Below are 15,887 nucleotides of genomic sequence, written 5' to 3'. Positions count from 1 at the left end.
GCCTCAGTCCCACAATCCCTTGCAGGCATCGAAGAAGCACTTCCAGTTGGCGTCACGCCGGGCACGTTCGCGTACCACACTGTCGAGGTAATGGCGCAGGCGTTTGGCATCGTCACGATTGTCCTTGAACACCACACCGAGCAACTGCCGCGCAAGCTCGGCCGGGGTCAGCCGGCCGTCGCCGAAGTAGCGCGCTTCCAGAGCGCCGGCATAGGCGACGCTGACCGCCTCGGCGGTCGACATGACGGCTTCCGGCGCCTTGATCGCAGTACCTTCGCGTGTGCTGCCGGCGCGTAGCTCCTGAAATACCGTGACCAGCAGGCCGATCACGTCGCGCTCGACCTTCACCGGGGCGTTCTCGCCCAGCTCGCGCTGCAACTGGCGCAGCACCAGCTCGACCTCGAACTCGCTGTCGCCGATAGGGCGTACCGTCTCGAAGTTGAAGCGCCGTTTGAGCGCCGCCGACATCTCATGCACGCCGCGGTCGCGCAGGTTGGCGGTGGCGATCAGGTTGAAACCCGGGCGGGCAGGCAGTTGGCCAGCCTCGCCGAGCTCGGGAATCATCATCTGCTTCTCCGAGAGCAGTGAGATCAGGACGTCCTGAATCTCCGGCGGGCAGCGGGTAATTTCCTCGAAGCGCACCAGCTTGCCCTGGCTCATGCCCTGATACAGCGGCGAGCCAACCAGCGCGCGCAGGGTCGGCCCTTCGGCCAGCAGCAGGGCGTAGTTCCAGGAGTACTTGATATGGTCTTCGGTGGTGCCGGCGGTACCTTGGATGGTCAGCTGCGAGTCACCGCTGATGGCCGCGGCGAGCAACTCGGAAAGCATGGACTTGGCGGTGCCCGGCTCGCCCACCAGCATCAGCCCCTGGCGGCCAAGCAGGGTGACGATGGCGCGATCGACGAGGCTGTCATCGCCATAGAATTTGCGGCTGATGCCCAGCGCTTCGTCGCCGAGGATGAAGCGGCGTACCGCGCGCGGAGAACGCAGCCAGCCGGGCGGTAGCTCGGCGCCACTTTGCTGATCTGCCGCGCTGAGGCGCTGCAATTCATCGGCATGCAGCTGTTCGGCGGCCTGACGGAGAACGGGGGTTACCATGGTGTCTTCTTCTCCCACTCGGGGTCGAAGCCGCTGCAAGCGTCGGCGACGCTGTGATAGTCGGCGTAGGTTTCAGCCAGCAGTATCGGCGCGATGTCTGGCAGCGGCAGCGCTTCGCTGCTCGACCAGCGTCGCCCCGGTTTTTCGTACCACAGGCGGGTGAGGGCGGCTGGAACGTTCTCTTCCGGCACGCAGTTGCCGGTAAAACCGATGCACACGCGCAGGCCAAGGCTGGAAAAGTCCTTGAAGTAGTGATCGAAGAAACCACCGTCCTCGGCTGCGGCGCGCTGGTAGCCGAGCTTGGTCAGAATACCGCGCAGGGTGAAGGTGTCGCTCAGCCAGCCTTGGCGATCATGGATGGCGTTGTCCTTGCAGTCATCACTCGTCAGCGTGGGCAGCTGCCGAATCATCTGCGGGAACAGCGGCTTGATCTTGTAATCCTTGAAGTGGCGAACCCAGCCCTTGGCTGCGCCGTCGTCCACGAGCGCCGCATGAGCCAGGCGAATGCGGCTGTCATCGGCCAGCTCCAGCTCGTCGTCGTCCAGATCGATCAGGCTGCCATCCTCTGTGGGGCGGAACAGGCGCTCTTGACCGTCGCTGGCGATCTCGGCCCAGACCAGGCGCTGCAACAGGTGGCGCATGATCGGGTGCTGCAACAGGTACTCACGCCACTCGCCGACTGGCCAGGCGCGAGCAGCACACATGGCCTCGTAGAGACGCTGGGTCTGCAACTCGACAACCTGCTTGAGCTCCTTCTTGCTGGTGGAGAACAGGGTCTTGGCTTCTTTGATCAGCGCCGGGTCATCGCTCTTGCGCGGCTCCGGCAAGGCCTTGACCACCTTGCCGTCGGGGTTGAGCAGTTCCAGCTTGAGCGCCGCATCGAGACGCGCGCTGAACAGTCGCTCGCCGTACTGCAGCACGAGTACGCCATTTTCGTCGAAACCGGCACTGGGAATGGTCCGGTCAGCCAGCTCGTCGGCACTCCAGCCGTTGCGCAGGGCGATCTGTTCGACCAGTTCGCGGGCGCGGGTCTGTACCGATGCCGTGCGGTGGCGGCGAGCAACCGAAAGCAGCAACTGGATCACCAGCGGTTCGTTGCTGTTGGCGGCGGCGCCGAGCATCGCCTCGATCTGCGAGCGGCGCATGTAATGGTCGCGCATGAAGGCCTGCAGCAGGCTGACCAACTGGTGGCCTGGGGCGCACCAGGTCAGCGCGAGGATACCTTTGTCGGCGATGGCGCTACCCAGGTAGATGCCCAGGTGTTCCTTCTTCAGGGCCTCGAAAGCCTGCTCCTCGGTGATGTCGGCATATTCGGGCGAATACTTCGCCCAGGACTTGTAGCTCTGCATGCGCTGCGCGAGGTTGTTCTGGGCGTGGGCAATCGCCTCTTCCAGACTGGGGTTGAGGGTGTCCTGGGCGATGAAGGCATGCAGCAGAAAACTGCCCAGCGCGCTGCTGCTGGCGGGGGCAAGCAGACCCAGGTAGCGATTGAGCAGGGCATTGCCGGCCGGCTCCTTGAGCTTGCAGGCGAGAATCACCCACCAGCGCAGAATGTCGGCTGCCACTGGTTTGCCGTCCTGCCATTGGCAGGCAGGCAGCCGCTCCAGATCCAGCCAGGCCAGGCTGGAAGGTGCCTTGGCTTGCAGGCCTTTCTTCGCCTCGGCCAGTAGCACCGCCGGTGTCAGGTGTTCGCCGATATCCTCGCCCAGGCTCTCCAGGGCGGTGAGCAGAGCGGCACGCACGGTCTCGCGCTTTTCCTTGGCCAGTGCGGCCTTGAGGGCAGGAATGGTTTCCGGCTTGCCCAGACGCTGCAACCATTCGGCAGCCAGGGTACGGATTTCCTGCTTGCTCGAGGCAAGCGCTTCGACGGCGCGGTCGGCGATATCCGGCAGGGTTTCCAGCAGGCGCTGAGCGTCCAGGCGATGAGTCTTGCTGCCGCCCAGGGCAAGTTCCAGCAACACCGGAATGAAACGTGCCGGGAGCACGGGGAACTGCTCCAGCAGTGTCAGCGCAGTGCCCTGGCTGTAGCCCGAGCGCTCAGGCGCCGGGCGCAGGCCGAAAGCTTCCTCGAGAAATTCGGGGTGTTCGGCGAAGAAGGGCCAGACCTTCTCCGGTGAGAGCTGTTCGAGGGGCGAATTCCAGCCGAAACAGACGGCAGCGGTGGCCCGTGCCGCGTCCCCATGGCCGCTGCGCCGCAGGGCATCTTCCAGGGTGCGCAGATCCAGCCGCTGCAGCGCCTCGCCGCGCAGCCAGTCCGACACGCGATACCAGTTGAAGTACTTGTCGCTGGAGGCGCGCAGTACATGCAGCAGGTTCACCTCAACGCTGGCTGCCAGCCGGCCGCGATACTGCAGAACCGAGTCCAGGCCTGCCGGCTCCTTGCGCGGGCCGCGCCCGTTGAGGCGTTCCACGGCGTTGCGCAGGTCGTTGTCGTCAAGTGCTTGCAGGTTCTTGTAGGCACGTTGGCGCCAATCCCACTTCTGCTTGTGTTCGCGATTCTGGCGGATCTCTTCCTCCGCGCCGATGCGGTTTTCCTCGAGCAGCTCCCGCAGGTTCTGCCGCAGCAGCTGCAGGGTAGCTTCGCCCAGCTCGTATTCTTCGCAACGCTCGAACGGTGGTGCATCGGGTAGCTCTTGCTGCTGGGCAGCGCTCTGGCTCTGCAGGCGGGCCAGCGCATTGCCGAGCGCCTGCTGCACCGGCTTGGAGCTTTCGATCTGCAGGCGGGCCTGCAACAGCGGGCGCGCCGCCTCGCCACTGCGAGCGAGCATGTCGGCAGCCTGGACGCGCTCGCTGTTGCTGCCGTGTTCCAGCAACTGCTCAAGGTGCGTCAGCTTGACCGGCAGGGGCAGCGTCTCCACCTGCGGCACCGCCGCGTTGCGCACGCTCTTGGCCGGATTCACCGCCAGATGCACCAGCACGTCTGCGTATGCCTCGGCCAGTGCAGGGGTGTGGCCGAGCACGTCCACCAGTGACAGACAGCCACTGGCTGAAAGTCGACCCGGTAGCGCACGTGTGGTTTGCGGATGCGCCAGGAGTCGTTCGCTGAGGCCGGGTAGCTTGAGCAGCGACGCGAGATCGCGGTGATGATAGTCGGCCAGGTCGCGCCGATCGAACACCAGCAGCAGGGCGTCGTCGGCCGGCAGTTCGTCCACCGCGGCCAGGCGGATCAGCAAATCCATGTGCCAATGCCGGCGCATATCGGCGCTGTGCTTGTCGCCGATGTTCTTCAAGGTCGTGTGTAGCGCATCCACGACCAGATAGATGTACCAATCGGGCACTTTGGCGATGCGTACCAGATTCGCGCTGTGACAGGCCGCCTGCAGCACCTTGCCGAAGCGCGCAAGCGCCGGCAGATCCGTCTCCGCGCTGAGGATGTAGAGGCGGGCACGGGCATTGGCGGCGGCATTGATGCGCTTTCGGTGTTTCTGCAGATCGTTGTGAATGTTGCTGGAGGGATACCACCAACCCAGGGTGGCGGGTTGGTCGAGCAACATCACGGCTTCTTCCCCGCCAACCTTGGCCAGCTCCAGCAGCACCTCTTCCTGCCGGCCGCTCAGTACGTAGGTCGCCGCACGTTCGGCTAGGCCGGGCGCAAGAATATCCAGTACCTCGAGGCTTTCGGTGGCGTGCTTGGCAAAGGGAGTCGTGGAAGTGAGACCGATCTTTTCCAGCAGTTTCTGCAACATGTTGGGCCCGTCCTTGGAAATGTGGTGGTCAATCGTAATCCATTCGTGTGGCTGGAGACTCATCGAAATGAGTAGCACGTTGCGGTTCTGTGTGCTGATGCGAATTTTGTCTTGATACCTCTTGAAGTGGCTGGTGCCGGGGGCTGCGCCGTTTCCTTCGGGTAAAGCAGGAGAGCAGGGCATAGTCGGACGGTTTGAGCGATGGCCAAGGCTGGTCTTAAATGCAGTGTGCGTCACCCACAATCACAAGAAGAGGGGGAGTCATGAGCGAACACACCGACATGGAAAATTCCGACAGCGTTATCGATGCCTGGGCGATCTTCTGCCTGATCCTTATTGCCGTGGGTACGGCGGTCTTCTGGATCAGCGGGCAGTGAGGGCAAAGGCCGACGTGCATTAACGGTCGGCCTTTTGTCATTTGCGCCCTATACTGCGCCCCGGTAATGGGGGAGGGGTGCCGTGATCCGGTGGGTGTTGGGCCTGTGGTTATTGCTGTGCTGCGCATTGGCGTCAGCGCAACAGCGTGCGCCGTCTGTGATCTTCCTCAATCCCGGTTATTCCGACGAGCCGTTCTGGACCGACTACAGTCGCTATATGCAGGACGCCGCAGGCGACCTCGGCATCGAGCTGAAAGTGCTCTACGGCGAGCGTGATCCAGCGCGCATGCTCAGCAATGCCCGGCAGGTTCTCGACGGTGAGCACCCGGATTATCTGATCTTCACCAACGAGCAGTTCCAGGGCCCTGTGCTTTTGCGCCTGTTCGAGGCCAGCCAGGTTCGCCTTTTCGCCCTGCACAGCACGCTCACCGACGAGCAGCAGGCGCTGATCGGTGGCAGTCGCGAGCGTCACCGCAATTGGCTGGGCAGCCTGGTGCCCAACGATGAAGAGGCGGGTTACCTGATGGGGCGCGAGCTGATCGCGCTCGCCAAGGGACAGCAGGCCGAGCTGCTGGCGTTTTCCGGGGTCAAGCAAACACCGTCATCGATCTTGCGTCTGGCCGGCCTGCAGCGTGCACTGAACGAAGCGCCGCATGTGCGGCTGGTGCAGGCGGTGCATGGCGAGTGGCAGGAGCAGCGCGCCTATGAGCAGGCGGTCAGCCTGTTGCCGCGCTATCCGGATGTGAGCCTGGTCTGGTCCGCGAACGATGCAATGGCATTTGGCGTGATGCGTGCGGCCAGCGAGCAGGGCAGAGACCTGCGCTATGCCGCGCTGAACAATTCGGCTCGGGTGCTGCAGGCGCATATCGATGGGCGAATTGACGTTCTGGCGAGCGGCCATTTTGTTCTGGGCGCTTGCGCCCTGGTGATGCTCAATGACCATGCCCGCGATCTGGACTTCATCGAGCGCGGCGGCAAGGACCAGGTGGCCTCTCTGCTGCGCATAGTCGACAGGGCGCAATCGCAGAAACTGTTGGCGCGCCTTGGCCAGCCGGATATCGACATGGACTTTCGCCAGTTCAGCGCGCTGACGCAGCCGCAACAGCAGCGCTACGACTGCTCGATAGCATCTCTGCTGGACTGATCAGCCTGTTGCCAGGTGCAGGATCAGTTTTACCGCGCCCAGCAGCACGACGACGAACAAGGCCGTGAAGAAGACGCCGAGCAGAATGAAATGGCTGGGTTTGCCGCGACTGAAGTCGCGGCTACGGTTCTTCCCGCTCTGTACGCCGAGCGCTGCCGCCAGTACGCTTTGCAGCATCTCGCGCAGGGTGAGCGGGGCCTGTTGGGGGGCTTTGTCCTGATCAGTCATGGCCAACCTCTTTGTCAGTCTTGCAAGCATAGTCCGCAACCTGCCAGCCAGCACGAGGGGCTAGGCTGGTTTGAGCGAATCAGGCAATCTGCCGGTGCGCTGACCACCGACGCCGACCATGCCTGACGATCTTTTTGCCGACGATGCCGCGCAGTCCGAGCGCACCCGTGAAACCATCCTGCGCTATCACCTGAGCTGGAAGCACCGCGACCTCGACGCGGTAATGGCGTTGTATCACCCGGATATCGAGTACAACGACTTCTATCAGCAGCGCTGCATGCGCCTGGGCGAGCTGCGCGAGTACGTCGAGAACAACCTGCCGCGTCGTCCGGGCGAGTTGCTGGAGCACGTCGACCGCATCCGCATCGACGGCCACACCGCCTTCATCCAGTACTGCACCAGCCTGCAGGGTGGAGAGGGGCTGGTGTCGTTTCGCACGGGAGAGGCAATCACCGTGCGCGACGGACTGATCTGGCGCATCAACGAATATGCCACTCTGGTGCGTGAGGCGCGGGGCACTGGCGAAACCGTCAGTTCGCGCCCGGCAATCAGCCGCCTGGGGCTGTCGACACGTCAGCTAGGGCAACTGGCGCAGGATCTGCAGGACTATTTCCAGCGCAGCCAGCCCTTTCTCGACCCCGAGCTGGATCTGCAGCAGGTGGCGGCGGCCACCGGGTATAGCCGCAACCAGATATCCCATCTGCTCAATCAGGTGCTTGGCGAGAGCTTCTATCGCTACGTCAATCGGGCCCGCCTGCAGCACCTGCTCGACGGGTTGCAGGCGGGAAGCGACATCAAGCGTATCGACGAGCTGGCCTTCGCCGCCGGTTTCAACTCGTTGTCGGCCTTTTACAGCTGCTTCAAGCGCCATACCGGGCTTTCCCCGAAAGCCTATCTCAAGCAGATTTCCTCGCGGGCACGCACGCAAGACAGTGACTGATCGCCCCAACTAGCCTTGGCTCATCGATCGATGACGGAGGCGTGGATGAATCCCTGGCGCAACATCAGTCTGTGGATGGATCAGCTCGATGATCCGCTACAGGCGCGGCCCAGCCTGCAAACCGAACTGCACGCCGACGTGGCGATCATCGGCGCGGGTTATACCGGCCTGTGGACCGCCTATTACCTCAAGCGCCAGGCGCCGCAGCTACGGGTAGTGATGCTGGAAGCGGAGACCGCCGGTTTCGGTGCTTCCGGGCGCAACGGTGGCTGGCTGATGGGCAACCTGCTTGGTGAGGATCGCCTGCTGGCCGGCCTGCCGACAGCCGAGCGCAAGGCGTCCTTCGATCTGCTGCACGGCATTCCCGATGAGGTGGCCTCCGTGGTTGCCCGTGAAGGCATCGACTGCGATCTGCGCAAGGGCGGCGTGCTCTATTGCGCGGCGCGTTACCCGGAGCAGGAAGTGCGTCTGCGTGATTACCTCAGGGAACTGCGTGCACTGGGCCTGAGCGAAGACGACTACCGCTGGTTGACTCCGAGCGAGCTGGCCGCGCAACTGCGCATGGCCAATGCCTACGGCGCGCTGTACAGCCCGCATTGCGCGACCATCCATCCGGCCAAACTGGTTCGCAGTCTGGCGCGTTGCGTCGAAGGGCTGGGGGTTGAGCTCTACGAGCGCAGCCCGGTGATCGACTGGCAGCCAGGCCTGGTGCGCACCGCTCAGGGTTTTGTCACGGCTGATTGGGTGGTGCCGGCCATAGAGGGTTACGCCGCGACCTTGCCGCCGCTGGGTAATCACCAGTTGCCTGTGCAGAGCCTGATCGTTGCCACCGAGCCTTTGCCGGCGGATGTCTGGGCCGGTATCGGCCTGGCGCGTGGGCAGGCGTTCAGCGAATTCAGCCGGCAGGTCACCTACGGCCAGCGCAGCCTCGATGACCGCCTGATCTTCGGCGCACGCGGTGGCTACCGCTTCGGCGGACGCCTGCGCAGTGGCTTCAACCTCACCGAAGATGAACTCGGCCTGCGCCGTTATCTGATGGGGGAAATTTTCCCGCAGCTGCGCAACGTGCGCTTCACCCATTCCTGGGGCGGCAACCTGGGCATGGCCCGCCGCTTCCAGCCGCACATGCTGCGCGATACGCGCAACCGCATCGCCTTGTCTGGCGGTTATGGCGGCGAGGGCGTCGGTGCCAGCAACCTGGGCGGGCGCACCCTGGCCGATCTCATCCTTGGCCGCGACAGCGAGTTGTTGCACCAGCCCTGGGTGTTGAGTGACAGCCCGATTTCCAGCCTGAAGCGCTGGGAGCCCGAACCCTGCCGCTGGCTTGGCTACAACGCAATCATCCGCAGTTTCGTCCATGAGGACGAGGTGCTCGCCAACCCGCGCAGTCCGGCCTGGCGCCGGCGTCTGGCGCAAGCGGTGGCGGCACGCATGGAAAGCCTGATGGGCTGAGCGAGCGCCAGCCATCCCTTGATCTGGAGTACACATGAACATCACCCATTTTCGTGACACCCCCAACGTCGCTCTGGAGGCGTCCAACCCGGTTGCCGTACCCCTGAGCGAGCCGGTGGCGGTTACTTCGACCACCAGCGTCGAGCGCAGTGACGGTGTCGAGACCGGCGTCTGGGAATGCTCGCCCGGCCGTTGGCGCCGGCAGATCGTGCAGCAGGAGTTCTGCCACTTCGTCGCTGGCCGCTGCACCTTCACCCCGGATGGGGGCGAGCCCATCGAGATTCGCGCCGGCGACGCACTGATGATGCCGGCCAATACCCTTGGTATCTGGGACATACAAGAAACGGTGCGCAAGACCTATGTGCTGATCTTCTGAATCAGCGACTTTTCAGTACTGCCTAGAACAACAACTCATGAGGTATCCCATGCTGAAGAAACTCCTGCCGTGCCTGATCCTGGCCGGTACCGCCCATGCCGCTGATAGCGTGCGCATCTACAACTGGACCGACTACATCGCCCCGGACACCCTCAGGCAGTTCGAGGCGAGCAGCGGCCTGGGCACCCATTACGACGTTTACGACAGCAACGAGACCCTGGACGCCAAGCTGATGGCTGGGCGCTCAGGCTACGACGTGGTATTTCCTTCCAACCACTTCATGGCCCGGCAGATTCAGGGCGGCGCGCTGAAGAAGCTCGACCGCAGCAAGCTGCCGAACTGGAACAACCTCAGCCCGGTGCTGATGAAGACGCTGGAAGTGAACGACCCGGGCAACGAGCATGGCTTCCCTTATCTTTGGGGCAGCACCGGTATCGGCTACAACGTCGACAAGGTGCGTGCAGTGCTGGGCGATGACGTGGCCATGGACAGCTGGGATGTACTGTTCGATCCGGCCAAGCTGGCCAAGCTCAACGAGTGCGGCGTGGCGATCCTCGACAACGGCCCGGAAATGCTGCCGATTGCCCTGCATCACCTGGGCTTGCCGCACCACAGCAAGAACCCCGAGGACTACAAGCGCGCCGAGGCGCTGCTGATGGAGATGCGCAAGAACGTGCGCTATTTCCACTCCTCCAAATACGTCGGTGACCTGGCCAACGGCGAAATCTGCATGGCTGTGGGTTTCTCTGGCGACATCATGCAGGCTGGTGCGCGCGCCGCCGAGGCCGGCAACGGCGTGCAGATCCGGTACGAGATTCCCAAGGAAGGCGCGCCGATCTGGTTCGACATGGTGGCCATGCCGGTCGACGCGGGCAACGAGGAGGGGGCTTACGCCTTGATGAACTACCTGCTGCAGCCCGAAGTGATGGCGGCCATCAGCAATCATGTGAAATACGCCAACGGTAATGCCAAGGCCGATGGCCTGGTCGACCCGGCGCTGAAAGCCGACCCGACCGTGTATCCGCCGGAGTCGGTGATGGACCAGCTCTACACCCTGGAGGCCATGCCGCTGAAGATCGATCGGGTGCGCACGCGGATCTGGAGCAAGGTCAAAAGCGGCGTCTGATCGCCGATGAAGCCAGGTTTGGCATCGCCTGAGGAAGGTCTGAAAAGGCTGTCATTGCCGCGCAGGCGGCAATCCGGCAAGTTTGCAACGCCTGTGCTCCCGCCTGCGCGGGAGTGACTGTGACGGTTTTTTTCAGAATGTCCTGATGCCGTTCTACCAAGAGAAACGCCGCGAGCCTTTGCAGGTTCGCGGCGTTTTCTTTTCCTGTGGGAGCGAGCTGGCTCGCGAACAAAAAAGCTTCCAAGCAGAGCTCGTTCCTACGACAAGGTCATATGAGCATCAGACCTTGAAGCGGCCCAGCAGGCGATCCTGCTGGCCAACCTGGTCCACCATCGACGCGCACTGGCGCACCTGCTGCTCGGCACCGCCAGCCAGTTCATGGCTGATGTCGCGGATGTTGGTGGTGTTGCGGTTGATTTCCTCGGTGGTCGCGCTTTGCTCCTCGGCCGCAGTGGCGATCTGCAGGTTCATGTCGTTGATGCGGGTGATCGCCTCACGGATACGCCCGAGCATGTCGTTGGCCGCGCCAGCGTCTTCAGCTGTCTTGCTGGCTGTATCGCGGCTCTGCTGCATACGGCTCTCGGCCTGACGCACGCCGCTTTGCAACTGGTCGATCATCTGGCGGATTTCCTGGGTGGCCTGCTGGGTGCGCGAGGCCAGCGAGCGCACCTCATCGGCCACCACGGCAAAGCCGCGGCCGGACTCACCGGCACGTGCGGCTTCGATGGCGGCGTTCAGCGCCAGCAGGTTGGTCTGTTCGGCGATGCTGGTGATCACTTGCAGGATCGACTCGATGTTGTGGCTGAGCTTGGCCAGCTCGTTGATCGCATGGCTGGTGCCATCCATCTCGTCGGCCAGATGGCGGATCGCGGCGCTGGATTGCGATACCACGCGCACGCCGTTCTCGGTTTCTTCGTTGGCGGCCACGGCAGCCTGGGCTGCAGCCTGAGCGTTGCGCGCCACCTCTTCGGCGGTAGAGGCCATTTCCTGCATGGCAGTGGCCAGTTGATCAAGCTCCTGCAGCTGTTCCTGCAGGCGACGGGCAGCCTGTTCCGACTCGTTGGAGGTCAGTGCAGTACTCTCGCGGACCTGATGCGAGCTGCCCATGACGTCGCCAATCAGGCTCTGCAAGGTCTGCAGGAAACGGTTGAACTCCTGTGACAGCTCGCCGATCTCGTCGTTACTGGTGATCGCCAGGCGGCGTGTCAGGTCGCCTTCGCCGCTATTGATTTCATGCAGCGAGGTGCTGAGCAGGCCCAAGGGTTTGAGCAGGCTGTTCATCAGCAGGCCCAGCACCACCAGGCTGATGGCGACGCCGACCACGGTGCCAACCACGGCCAGCCAGGTCAGACGGTTGGCTTCGGCCATCACCACGCTTTCGTCCAGTACCACGCCGATGTACCAGTCCATGCCGCGCAGGTTGGGAAGCGGAGTGAAGGAAATCAGCAGGCTCTTGCCGTCGGCCTCCACTTCACGCAGTTCCTTGCCCAGCGCCGGGCTCTGGCCGTCGAACAGCTCGCTGTAGGACTTGCCGTTGTACTCGGCATTGGGGTGGGAAATGATGTTGCCCGAGCGGCTGAGCAGGAAGGCATAGCCGGCGCCATTGAAGTCCAGGGTGTTGACCGCATCGGCGACCGACTGCAGGCGGATATCGCCGCCAAACACGCCGAGAAACCGCCCAGCATCGCTGATTTTGGCCACTGCCGAAATCAGGATCTCACCGGTGGTGGAGTCGACATAGGGTTCGGTCAGAACAGCGCGATCAGCTGATTTGCCAAGGCCATACCAGGGACGCTTGCGGCCGTCATAGTCTGCGGCGGGATTCCAATCTGCGCTGTTCTTGAGGGTTTGCCCGGTTGCTTCCAAGGCACCGAAGACGAGGATGAATTCATCCTTGAGCAGGGGCAGATCGAATACGCGTTGGGTTTCTTCCGGGCCGTAATGACTGTCGATGGTCTGTGACATCGTGTCCATCAGGCGTAGCTTGGCGTTCAGCCAGTTCTCGATCTGCCGTGCCAGGGCATTGCTCGACTCGGAAATGCTGGATTCGACCTGGTTGCGCAAGGTATCGCGCACTTGGGTGACCTGTATTAACGACAGCAGGCTGGTGGTGAGGAAAAGCACGGTAGCGGCTGCGAGGCCGACCTTGTGGGCGATTTTCATGAATGGGCTCCTGGGCGCCATGACGACGGGGTTGCATCCATGCAATGCGGTTCTTTACAAACCTAGTACAGTGCTGGCGTTTTGCCTGCTGGACGTGTGGTCTCTCTGTACGCTTCTGTATCGGTTCGCAGATGCCGTTCTTGAGCCTCAGCCGCGCTTTCTATGCAAGCGACTGGTATTGACCACATCCACCGCGCGGGCGCGCAGCTGGCCGCAACCGCCGTCGACATCCTGGCCAGCCGAATTGCGCACCTTGGTCAGTACGCCACGGCTGTGCAGGTAGCGCACCATCTCGACGATGCGCTCGCCATCGGGGCGCTGGTAGTCGTCGGCTTCCAGGCTGTTGTAAGGGATCAGGTTGAGCACGGCGAACTTGCCCTTGAACAGGCGCAGGATGTTGTCCATCTCTTCCTGGCTATCGTTGATGCCCTTGAGCAGCGTCCACTGGTACTGGATCGGGTAGTCGATGGTGCGGGCGTAGGCTTCGCCCAGTTCCACCAGCTCTTCGGGATCGATGCGCGGCGCCTTGGGCAGCAGGCGCTGGCGCAGTTCGGCGTCGGTGGTATGCAGCGACAGTGCCAGGGCAGGGCGCACGCGTTGCTTGGGCAGGCGTTCGAACACCCGGGGGTCGCCAACGGTGGAGAACACCAGATTGCGCTGGCCGATGCCGCCCTCGGTGCCGAGCAGATCGATGGCCTCAAGTACGTTGTCGAGGTTGTGTGCCGGCTCGCCCATGCCCATGAAGACCACTTTCTTCACCGGGCGAAAGCGCCGACCCAGGGCGACCTGGGCGACCATCTCGGCACTGCTGAGCTGGCGCAGCAGGCCGCTCTTGCCGGTCATGCAGAACACGCAGGCTACCGCGCAGCCCACCTGGCTGGAGATGCACAGACCATCACGCGGCAGCAGCACGCTTTCCACCATCTGTTTGTCGGCCAACTCCACCAGCAGGCGTGCCGAGCCATCGGCGCCAGGGTGTTCGGAGCGCAGCCGGGCCAACGCGTCCAGCTCGCTGGCGATGGCCGGCAGCCCTTCGCGTACCGTCAGGGGCAGGAAGTTCTCGGTCTTCTGATGCTTGGTGCCAGTGTCCAGCGCCTTGCCCTGCAGCCAGGCACGGGTAATGCGCCCGATATGCTGGGGTTTGGCGCCAAGGTCGGCGAGGCGTTGGTTGAGTTCGGTGAGCTGCATGGGGCGCGCATGCTATCACTTGGCCGTGTGGGCGACCACGTCGAAGCGCAGCACACCGATCATCTGTCCGGCTTCGGTGACGACCCGCACCTGCCAGCGACCTTCAGGCGAGGCCGGGAAGTTGAGTTTATGCGTCCAGGCGCGGTAGCCCTCCTTGCGCCCGCCGTTGATGTCCAGCGCAATGCGGTCGACTTCCCGGCCATTGTGCTGCCAGACGTGGTAGATGCGTTCGTTGAGGCCGCGTGGCGCATTGATCGAGGTATAGGCGTAGAGCCCGTCGTCGCGCAGCTGTTCGGGGCTGATCTGTTGCAGGCTCTCGCCTGGCGTGCGTTGCTCGCCATCGAAGCGGTCGCTGATCGCCACTTCGGTCAGCCACAGCGTTGCCGGTGGTACCCAGGCGCGCGCCATCCAGCCGGCGCCGGCCATAGCCAGAGGCAGGGCGGCCAGCAGCACGATGCGCCGCCAGCCGGTGAAGCCGATCAGGCCCGGCAGGCTCGGCAGAGCCAGCAGCGTGGCGACCAGCAAGGCAATGCGGTAGCTCTGTGGGGTACTGAGGTGAAAGATGATCGGCAGTGCGGTGAGCATCACCGCGAACAGTGCCAGGCTGTGCAAGATCAGCAGCAACCAGCGTCGCGGCGCCAGCCAGCGGTAGTAGATCGGGTCGGTGATCGAAGCCAGTGCGGCGAGTGCCAGCAGGCCGCTGAACAGTAGCTGCCCACTGTTCCAGGTGGTGGTGATGAAGAAGAACGGCAGGACGAAGAACAGGCTTTCCTGATGGATCATCTGCGTGCCGTAGCGTAGCAGCGGCAGCGGCAACTCGAAGCCAAAGCGCCGGGCAATGCGTTCGCGCAGCAGGTTCTCGAGAATCAGCCAGACCCAACTGACCAGCAATACCACGCCCAACACCTTGGCCAGATGCGCCTGGCGGTCGACCAACAGAAAGCTGGCCACGCCCGAACAGAAGCCGAACAGGGCGACCAGGCCTGGGTAACGGCGCAGCAGGGCGATCAGTGTGGGGATGCGGTCGAGCAGGGTTTTCATGGCGGCAGCAAATGGCAGGATTGGGCGCGCATCCTAGGTAGCGCGAACCTTGGCTGCAAGCGAGTCGTCAGCTGCGCTGGCGATGCCGCGCCGCTTGCGGCACTATTGCGCCCCTGTTTCACCACCGAGTCCGAAAACGATGAAATTCATCCATCAACGCGAGCATCTGGAAGAGGGCGATCTGGTGGTCATCCAATGTTCGCAGCCCTGCAACATCCGCCTGATGAACGACGCCAACTTCCGCGCCTTCAGGAATCGTGGCCGACACAGTTATCACGGCGGCGCCTTCATCAAGTTCCCGGCGAAGATCCGTGTACCCTCCAGTGGCTTCTGGAACATCACGCTGGATACCGTGAGCCGCAAAGCGGTGAGCGTGACACGCAAGCCGCAGATGGAATACAGCATCAAGATCGTCCGTCGCCCGGGCGCCTGATACTCGCCGCAGCTGTTGAAGAAAAAAGCTAAACGCTGACAGCCAGACCGAGGTCAAAACCCGTGAACCTCGAAAAAGGAGAGTCAGCATGCTGAAGTTTCTGGGCGGTACCGTCGGTATCATTTTCATCATCGGCCTGATAGTGGTAGTTGGATTGCTCTCACTGATCTTCTAGCCAATGAATAGCCCCGCTGCGCGCAGCGGGGCTGAACGCCTTCAGAGCCTCTTGCGCTGGTTGCCCTGGTGCTGCTCGCAGGTCATGAAGCCCTTGCTGTCGACCCGACCGTTGACGTCGAAGTCAACGTAATAGGGTTGTTCCAGACCATCGACATTCAGCACATAGTTGTTGCAGGTGCCACCTGTGACGCTATTGCGTCCTTCCGAAGAGGGTGGCCCACCGAGGGTGCGCACCTGATCCTGAGTCATACCGTGGTCCACCTGCTTGACCAGGGGCTCGTTGCGGAAGGTCACGTAATCGGCCGGGTTCTCGAAGGTCGAGCAACCGCTCACCGCGGCCGCTACGGCCAGTACTGCAAGACTGTGCTTGTACATGTCATCGCTCCGTCGATTGAGCCGAATTGGCTCGACATGTTTTGGAGCAGCAGCCCTGCATCAGAGTTCGAGTTTTTTCGATG

Annotated in this window: 15 protein-coding genes; 7 read left to right on the top strand and 8 right to left on the bottom strand. The window is 62.8% G+C overall.

Translation table 11 applies throughout. The annotated features are described in order from the left end of the window. Positions 1–3: 3 nt before the first annotated feature. Both BLR77_RS13315 and BLR77_RS13310 read right to left on the bottom strand, forming a co-directional pair. Complete coding sequence (locus BLR77_RS13315) at positions 4–1,098, bottom strand: AAA family ATPase (protein ID WP_074678507.1); 1,095 nt, start codon at positions 1,096–1,098, stop codon at positions 4–6. Beyond that, positions 1,092–4,784 carry a DUF4132 domain-containing protein gene (locus BLR77_RS13310; protein ID WP_074678505.1) on the bottom strand — a complete coding sequence of 1,231 codons (3,693 nt, stop codon included), beginning with the start codon at positions 4,782–4,784 and terminating at the stop codon, positions 1,092–1,094. The genes BLR77_RS13315 and BLR77_RS13310 overlap by 7 nt, the downstream gene beginning before the upstream one ends. A 492-nt stretch (positions 4,785–5,276) precedes the next feature. Between BLR77_RS13310 and BLR77_RS13305 the strand changes: the two genes are divergently transcribed. After that, positions 5,277–6,305: an ABC transporter substrate-binding protein gene (locus BLR77_RS13305; RefSeq protein WP_074678923.1), complete on the top strand. Its 1,029-nt coding sequence runs from the start codon at positions 5,277–5,279 to the stop codon at positions 6,303–6,305. On the opposite strand, the gene BLR77_RS13300 is transcribed toward BLR77_RS13305, so the two are convergent. Then, positions 6,306–6,533: a DUF2970 domain-containing protein gene (locus tag BLR77_RS13300; RefSeq protein ID WP_074678503.1), complete on the bottom strand. Its 228-nt coding sequence runs from the start codon at positions 6,531–6,533 to the stop codon at positions 6,306–6,308. A gap of 118 nt (positions 6,534–6,651) precedes the next feature. Between BLR77_RS13300 and BLR77_RS13295 the strand changes: the two genes are divergently transcribed. The 4 genes from BLR77_RS13295 to BLR77_RS13280 are packed head-to-tail and all read left to right on the top strand — an operon-like array spanning position 6,652 to position 10,427. Continuing rightward, positions 6,652–7,473: an AraC family transcriptional regulator gene (locus BLR77_RS13295; protein WP_074678491.1), complete on the top strand. Its 822-nt coding sequence runs from the start codon at positions 6,652–6,654 to the stop codon at positions 7,471–7,473. Positions 7,474–7,518: 45 nt separating this feature from the next. Next, positions 7,519–8,925 carry an NAD(P)/FAD-dependent oxidoreductase gene (locus BLR77_RS13290; RefSeq protein WP_074678489.1) on the top strand — a complete coding sequence of 469 codons (1,407 nt, stop codon included), beginning with the start codon at positions 7,519–7,521 and terminating at the stop codon, positions 8,923–8,925. Positions 8,926–8,959: 34 nt separating this feature from the next. Continuing rightward, the gene (locus tag BLR77_RS13285) at positions 8,960–9,301 is read left to right on the top strand and encodes a cupin domain-containing protein (protein WP_074678487.1); all 342 of its coding nucleotides are present in this window, start codon (positions 8,960–8,962) and stop codon (positions 9,299–9,301) included. Positions 9,302–9,350: 49 nt separating this feature from the next. Next, the gene (locus BLR77_RS13280; protein WP_139202974.1) at positions 9,351–10,427 is read left to right on the top strand and encodes a polyamine ABC transporter substrate-binding protein; all 1,077 of its coding nucleotides are present in this window, start codon (positions 9,351–9,353) and stop codon (positions 10,425–10,427) included. Here BLR77_RS13280 and BLR77_RS13275 read toward each other — a convergent pair. The 4 genes from BLR77_RS13275 to BLR77_RS13260 all read right to left on the bottom strand — a co-directional run bounded on the left by BLR77_RS13275 (position 10,411) and on the right by BLR77_RS13260 (position 14,819). Next, a complete protein-coding gene (locus BLR77_RS13275; protein WP_074678483.1) occupies positions 10,411–10,671 on the bottom strand; it encodes a hypothetical protein in 261 nt (86 codons plus the stop codon). The genes BLR77_RS13280 and BLR77_RS13275 overlap by 17 nt on opposite strands. A gap of 35 nt (positions 10,672–10,706) precedes the next feature. Then, positions 10,707–12,590 (bottom strand): methyl-accepting chemotaxis protein, encoded by a 1,884-nt coding sequence (locus tag BLR77_RS13270; protein ID WP_074678481.1) that lies wholly within the window; start codon positions 12,588–12,590, stop codon positions 10,707–10,709. A 147-nt stretch (positions 12,591–12,737) separates the two neighbouring features. Next, entirely contained in the window at positions 12,738–13,778 is a 1,041-nt protein-coding gene (locus BLR77_RS13265) for an RNA methyltransferase (RefSeq protein ID WP_074678479.1), read from the bottom strand. A 15-nt stretch (positions 13,779–13,793) separates the two neighbouring features. Continuing rightward, a complete protein-coding gene (locus BLR77_RS13260; protein WP_074678477.1) occupies positions 13,794–14,819 on the bottom strand; it encodes a DUF5924 family protein in 1,026 nt (341 codons plus the stop codon). 139 nt (positions 14,820–14,958) lie between these two features. Between BLR77_RS13260 and BLR77_RS13255 the strand changes: the two genes are divergently transcribed. Both BLR77_RS13255 and BLR77_RS25955 read left to right on the top strand, forming a co-directional pair. Next, positions 14,959–15,252, top strand: a complete 294-nt coding sequence (locus BLR77_RS13255; protein ID WP_074678475.1) for a DUF1883 domain-containing protein — start codon at positions 14,959–14,961, stop codon at positions 15,250–15,252. Positions 15,253–15,340: 88 nt separating this feature from the next. Next, positions 15,341–15,427, top strand: a complete 87-nt coding sequence (locus BLR77_RS25955; RefSeq protein ID WP_442873392.1) for a small membrane protein YohP — start codon at positions 15,341–15,343, stop codon at positions 15,425–15,427. 41 nt (positions 15,428–15,468) lie between these two features. On the opposite strand, the gene osmE is transcribed toward BLR77_RS25955, so the two are convergent. Next, positions 15,469–15,804, bottom strand: a complete 336-nt coding sequence (gene osmE / locus BLR77_RS13250) for an osmotically-inducible lipoprotein OsmE (protein ID WP_074678473.1) — start codon at positions 15,802–15,804, stop codon at positions 15,469–15,471. Positions 15,805–15,887: the final 83 nt, after the last annotated feature.

The organism is Ectopseudomonas alcaliphila (genome assembly GCF_900101755.1).
In the GTDB taxonomy this organism is placed as follows: domain Bacteria; phylum Pseudomonadota; class Gammaproteobacteria; order Pseudomonadales; family Pseudomonadaceae; genus Aquipseudomonas; species Aquipseudomonas alcaliphila.
Note: the sequence above shows the minus strand (reverse complement) of the source record. Positions and strands in the feature narration are given on the sequence as shown.

Excerpts from the sequence above, each read along its gene's own strand:
- BLR77_RS13315 (WP_074678507.1), bottom strand. The coding sequence starts at position 1,098 with ATGGTAACCCCCGTTCTCCGTCAGGCCGCCGAACAGCTGCATGCCGAT.
- BLR77_RS13310 (WP_074678505.1), bottom strand. The coding sequence starts at position 4,784 with ATGTTGCAGAAACTGCTGGAAAAGATCGGTCTCACTTCCACGACTCCC.
- BLR77_RS13300 (WP_074678503.1), bottom strand. The coding sequence starts at position 6,533 with ATGACTGATCAGGACAAAGCCCCCCAACAGGCCCCGCTCACCCTGCGC.
- BLR77_RS13295 (WP_074678491.1), top strand. The coding sequence starts at position 6,652 with ATGCCTGACGATCTTTTTGCCGACGATGCCGCGCAGTCCGAGCGCACC.
- BLR77_RS13290 (WP_074678489.1), top strand. The coding sequence starts at position 7,519 with ATGAATCCCTGGCGCAACATCAGTCTGTGGATGGATCAGCTCGATGAT.
- BLR77_RS13285 (WP_074678487.1), top strand. The coding sequence starts at position 8,960 with ATGAACATCACCCATTTTCGTGACACCCCCAACGTCGCTCTGGAGGCG.
- BLR77_RS13280 (WP_139202974.1), top strand. The coding sequence starts at position 9,351 with ATGCTGAAGAAACTCCTGCCGTGCCTGATCCTGGCCGGTACCGCCCAT.
- BLR77_RS13270 (WP_074678481.1), bottom strand. The coding sequence starts at position 12,590 with ATGAAAATCGCCCACAAGGTCGGCCTCGCAGCCGCTACCGTGCTTTTC.
- BLR77_RS13265 (WP_074678479.1), bottom strand. The coding sequence starts at position 13,778 with ATGCAGCTCACCGAACTCAACCAACGCCTCGCCGACCTTGGCGCCAAA.
- BLR77_RS13260 (WP_074678477.1), bottom strand. The coding sequence starts at position 14,819 with ATGAAAACCCTGCTCGACCGCATCCCCACACTGATCGCCCTGCTGCGC.
- BLR77_RS13255 (WP_074678475.1), top strand. The coding sequence starts at position 14,959 with ATGAAATTCATCCATCAACGCGAGCATCTGGAAGAGGGCGATCTGGTG.
- BLR77_RS25955 (WP_442873392.1), top strand. The coding sequence starts at position 15,341 with ATGCTGAAGTTTCTGGGCGGTACCGTCGGTATCATTTTCATCATCGGC.
- osmE (WP_074678473.1), bottom strand. The coding sequence starts at position 15,804 with ATGTACAAGCACAGTCTTGCAGTACTGGCCGTAGCGGCCGCGGTGAGC.